Raw genomic sequence first — 4182 nt, 5'->3', positions numbered from 1 at the left:
ACCCTAAAGTAGCGCCGGCCTCGGCCGACACGGTAAATTCACAGGATCGCTCCGCGGGAATCCGGGTACCGCACGCCGATGTCAGCTGTCTTCTCCCTCTCCGCCACCGACGCTGCCCGCCTGGCCAGCACCGACCTGCCACCGCGGGTACGTGAACTGCTGGGGGCGTTGACCGGCCTGTGCCGGCAGGCACTGACCGCGCCGCTGATCCTGACCGTCGAAGCCCTGGAACAACTCCTGTTGCACGATGCCGACCGCGCGCGCAGTCCGCAGCAGCAGGCTGAACTGATGGCGCAGCGTAGCCAGCTGCATGCCTTCGCCGGCCACTTCAGCGAGCGCATGCTCGATGCGGTGGCCGAGGCACTGGCGCGGCTGCGTGAACCAACCGCCATCACGGCACCACCACCACCCGCACTGCCGGGCACGATCGGCCTGTCGCTGGTCGACGAGCATGAGGTCGACCGCGACCTGCTGCTCACCGAAATGGTCCGGCGCGAGACGCAGCGCTCGGCCAACGCCCTGAACCTGCTCGGCCAGCGCCTGGGCGTGCTGGCTGCGGCGCCTGCGTTCGAAGCCGATACCCTTCCGCTGGCACCACAGGCGCTGTGCGCGATGGTGCGCAGGGTCGCCGAACAGGATGGCCTCGGGGCAGAGGTGCAGCTGGCGCTGTATCGCAGTTTCGAGCGCCAGGTGCTGGAACGCCTGGGCGACCTGCTTGATCGGGCCAATGCCCTGCTCGCCCAGCAGGGCGTGCTGCCGGGCCTGGTCTACACCCCGTATCTGGCCCGCTCGTCGAGTACGCGACGGATCATCACCCAGTCCGTCGCCGGCGGCCGTGCCACGCAGCCAGCCAGGCGCGCGGCGGCCCCCATGACCGGCTGGGGCGAGAACCTGCCTGCCGGCTCCTGGTCGACCCTGATGCAGGATGCCTTCCAGTCCGGTTCCGCATCCGCTGCAGCGACCCCCGGGCTGACCACCGCCACCGGCACCCTGCTGCACGACCTGCTGCAGCGCGCGCGCACCACGCCGGCGGCAGACGCGCCTGCGGTACCGACTGCTACCGTCGATGCGGTACTGGCACGGCTGCAAAGCCAGGCCAGCGCCGCTACCGGTGTGGTCGACCTGCAGGCCGCCGTGGTCGCGCAGCTGCGCAGCGAGCATGGCCCGCATGCGCAGATCGGCAGCCATGATCGCGACAACCTGGACCTGCTGCGCCTGTTGATGCAGCAGATCCAGCAGCAGCAGCGTCCGGACCCGGTGCCCGCCGCCCTGCTGGCGCGCCTGCAGGTACCGTTGGCACGTGCAGCGATGGCCGATCCGGGCTTCTTCGTACGCGACGAGCATCCTGCGCGCGAGCTGCTCAACCATATCGCCGAAGCCGGTGCCCGCTGGCTGGGGGACGACGACGTCGATCCGCAGTTTCTGCAGCGCATGGCACAGAGCGTGCAGAGCCTGCTCGGCGAGGATGCACGCACGCCGGAAGCCTTCGCTGCTGCCAACGAAGAGGTGCAGCAGCACCAGCGCGCGGCCGCCCATCGCGCCGAACTGGCCGAACGCCGCCACGTCGAAGCCGCGCGCGGCAGGGAGCGCCTGGAACTCGCGCGGCGCCAGGCCAGCGCCCAGATCGAGCAGTGCTGCAGCACGCAGCAGCCGCCGCGCTTCGTCCAGACCCTGCTGCGCCAGGCCTGGTCCGACGCGCTGACCCTGACCCGGCTGCGCCATGGCGAGGACTCGCCCCAGTGGCAGGAGCGGCTGCAGCAGACCGAGCGCATCGCGGCCGTTACTGCAACCGCCGCCAACGGCGTCGATGGCACCGATGGCGCCTTGGCCGCCGATGTGGAGGCCGCGCTGCTGCAGGTGGGCTATCACGCCGAGGAAGCCTCAGCGGTGGCCCGTCGCCTGGCCACGCCCGGGGGCGAGGACGACAGCACGTCGCGTACCGAACTCAGCGCGCGGCTGAAGGCCCGCGCCCGGCTGGGCGAGCACACCGACAGCCGCAGTGCGTCCGCCCCTGCCGCGCCACGCAGCAGTGCGGAGGAGGCCGCCTACGAGCAGCTGTGCTCCCTGCCCTTCGGCAGCTGGTTCGACATCGACAACGGCGATGGCACGCTTCGCCGCCAGCGCCTGTCCTGGTACAGCCTGCTGACCGGCCATGTGCTGTTCGTCAATCCGCGCGGGCAGAAGATTGCCGAAACCGACCTCGACAGCCTGGCGCGGCAGATCAGCGCTGGGCGTGCGCATCTGGTCACCGAAGACAAGGGCCGGCTGGTCGACCGCGCCTGGAAGGCCAGTCTGGGCGCCCTGCGTGCCCTTGCCGGCCGCAACCCGCAGGACACCCCCGCATGAGCATGACGCCGCCGCAGGACACCCGCCGCGCCCCCCGACGCCAGGTGTCGGACCTGGTGCCGGTGACCGACCAGATGCGCGACTGCGTGGTCGGTCGCCTTGGCAATGTGTCCGAAACCGGCATGCTGATGCTGGCCAGCACTGCGCTGCGCGACGACGCGCTGTATCAGTTCCGCTTCCCGCTGCCGCTGGGCGATGGCCAGCTGGCAGCCATCGACGTGGGCGTGCACCTGTTGTGGAGCGAGCCGGCGCACGCCCCGGGACAGAGCTGGGTGGGCTTCCGGTTCCTCACCCTGTCACGCGAACACCGCCAGCTGCTGCGGCAGTGGGTAGGCGAAGACAGCGACGAAGGACCGCTTTCGACGGACTGACTGCCGGTTCCGGCACAGCGGTTTGCGCCGGTATGCGGCAGAATCTAGGGCCGTTTTCCGTGTCGAGCCACCGCAATGATCCAGCAAGACCCCGGCGCCCTGTATCCCGATCACCTGGCCGTGCTGTGCCGACGCGCCGAGCAGGCGCTGGCGCGCGGCGGCTTTGATCACCTCGTGGTGCCCAGCGGCACCCTGCACTACCAGGTGTTTGATGATCGCGACTATCCCTATGCGGTGAATCCGCAGTTCAAGGCATGGTTGCCGCTGACGCGCGTGCCCAACAGCTGGATCGTGTTTACGCCCGGCAAGCGGCCGGTGGTGATCTTCCATCAGCCGTTCGATTACTGGCACGTAGTGCCGGACGCGCCGAGCGGCTGGTGGGTGGAGCACTTCGACATCCACATCATCCGCACGCCGGACGAAGCGCTGGCGTTGCTGCCGGCCGATCCGTCGCGCTGCGCGATCCTGGGTGAGCCTCAGAGCGCACTGGGCAGCCACGTGCCGAACAATCCTCCGGCGGTGGTGAATTACCTGGAATGGCACCGTGGCAGCAAGACGCCCTACGAGATCGCCCTGATGCGCCAGGCACAGGTGCTGGGCGTGCGCGGTCATCGCGCTGCCGAAGCCGCATTCCGCAACGGTGCCGACGAATTCAGCATCCACATGGCGTACTGCCAGGCAGTGGGCCAGGACGCCAATGAACTGCCCTACGGCAACATCGTGGCGTTGAACGAGCACGCCGCCGTTCTGCACTACACCGAACTGGGCCGCAAGGCACCGCAGCCGCTGCGCAGCTTCCTCATCGATGCCGGCGCCAGCGCGCACGGCTACGCCAGCGACATCACCCGTACCTACGCGGCGCACGGCCACGACGAATTCGCTGCGATGATCGCTGCCGTCGATGCCGCCCAGCAGCAGATGTGCGCGGCGGTGCGCCCGGGCGTTGATTACAGGACGCTGCACGTGGACGCGCATCTGTCGCTGATGGGCGTTCTGAAGGACTTCGGCGTCATCAGGGTATCGCCGCAGACCGCGCTGGAAACCGGCGTCAGCGCCGCATTCTTCCCGCACGGCATCGGCCATCTGATCGGCCTGCAGGTGCATGACGTGGCCGGATTCGCCGCCAGCGACGAAGGCGGCCGGATCGAACGTCCGGCGGGTCATCCCTACCTGCGTCTGACCCGCGTGCTGGAACCGGGGATGGTGGTGACCATCGAGCCGGGCCTGTACTTCATCGACATGCTGTTGAACGAGGTCAAGGACGCCGGCCATGGCGATGCGATCAACTGGGAGCGCGTGGACTTCTTCCGTCCGTATGGCGGCATCCGCATCGAGGACGAAGTGCTGTGCACCGATGGCGAAGCGGACAACCTGACGCGACCGGAGTTTGCGGCAGCGAACGGCTGAGCCCCTCGTGGTTGGATGCTGAATCAAAAGCCGCGCTTGGCGGGGCGGGTGGGCCATG

At 68.8% G+C, this 4182-nt stretch carries 3 protein-coding genes; all 3 read left to right on the top strand.

The genetic code is table 11. From position 1 onward, the window contains the following. Positions 1-78 precede the first annotated feature (78 nt). Positions 79-2346, top strand: a complete 2268-nt coding sequence (locus tag N7367_RS19315; RefSeq protein WP_279943026.1) for a DUF1631 family protein — start codon at positions 79-81, stop codon at positions 2344-2346. Then, on the top strand, positions 2343-2717 hold the full coding sequence (locus N7367_RS19310) for a PilZ domain-containing protein (protein WP_053519469.1): 375 nt from the start codon (positions 2343-2345) through the stop codon (positions 2715-2717). The genes N7367_RS19315 and N7367_RS19310 overlap by 4 nt, the downstream gene beginning before the upstream one ends. Positions 2718-2792: 75 nt before the next feature. Continuing rightward, positions 2793-4124 (top strand): Xaa-Pro dipeptidase, encoded by a 1332-nt coding sequence (pepQ, locus tag N7367_RS19305; protein WP_065181689.1) that lies wholly within the window; start codon positions 2793-2795, stop codon positions 4122-4124. Positions 4125-4182: the final 58 nt, after the last annotated feature.

This window comes from Stenotrophomonas sp. GD04145, assembly GCF_029835135.1.
In the GTDB taxonomy this organism is placed as follows: Bacteria; Pseudomonadota; Gammaproteobacteria; order Xanthomonadales; family Xanthomonadaceae; genus Stenotrophomonas; species Stenotrophomonas maltophilia_P.
Note: the sequence above shows the minus strand (reverse complement) of the source record. Positions and strands in the feature narration are given on the sequence as shown.

What these genes read in the sequence shown, in the direction of transcription:
- N7367_RS19315 (WP_279943026.1), top strand. Translation starts at nt 79, where the DNA reads ATGTCAGCTGTCTTCTCCCTCTCCGCCACCGACGCTGCCCGCCTGGCC.
- pepQ (WP_065181689.1), top strand. Translation starts at nt 2,793, where the DNA reads ATGATCCAGCAAGACCCCGGCGCCCTGTATCCCGATCACCTGGCCGTG.
- N7367_RS19310 (WP_053519469.1), top strand. Translation starts at nt 2,343, where the DNA reads ATGAGCATGACGCCGCCGCAGGACACCCGCCGCGCCCCCCGACGCCAG.